Source organism: Halobacillus sp. BBL2006, from assembly GCF_000786645.1.
GTDB lineage: Bacteria > Bacillota > Bacilli > Bacillales > Halobacillaceae > Halobacillus.
In genome coordinates this window covers 1-542 of the sequence record NZ_JRNX01000766.1, presented here as the reverse complement: position 1 = coordinate 542, position 542 = coordinate 1, and the positions used below count along the sequence as shown (strand labels likewise).

Genomic DNA, 542 nt, shown 5'->3' with positions numbered 1-542 from the left:
GCAATGGAATGGGATGGAAGCTTCTTGACCACTTGCAGGGCATGAAGGCTTTCCCCTGTAAATTTAAACGCTAGATAGTAAATTAATACCGTAATAGTTAGGAATAAACCACGAACCGGTACTTTCAAACTGAAGTACATGATCGCGACACCTACAACCGCAAGAATCGCAGCCGCTGCACCAATTCCGGAAAACAGCGTGTTCGTAGAGATGTCAGAAGATAATCCTAGATAAAAGATAATCGTTTCTGCCCCTTCACGGACAACTGTGATGAACGCGACGCCGGCTAGTGACCAGAGGCTTCCGCGGGCAACAGCTGTACCAACAGATTCACGAATATAGTTGTTCCAGTTTTCAATGTTCGATTTCTTATGAAGCCATGCACCGACAGTAAACATCAAGACGACTGCAACTAGACCTGTTATTCCTTCAATAAACTCACGGTTTTGAGCAGAAACGGCAACAGACATGACGGAGGTTAATAAGAACGCTAACCCGACACTGGCAAGGACACCAGCACCGGCTCCGCCCCAAATCCAGCC

1 protein-coding gene is annotated in these 542 nt (G+C 46.9%); it reads right to left on the bottom strand.

Going from position 1 to position 542, the window contains the following annotated elements:
• The coding region (locus LD39_RS19450) for an FTR1 family protein (protein WP_035552174.1) at window positions 1-542 on the bottom strand (542 nt) is incomplete at both ends.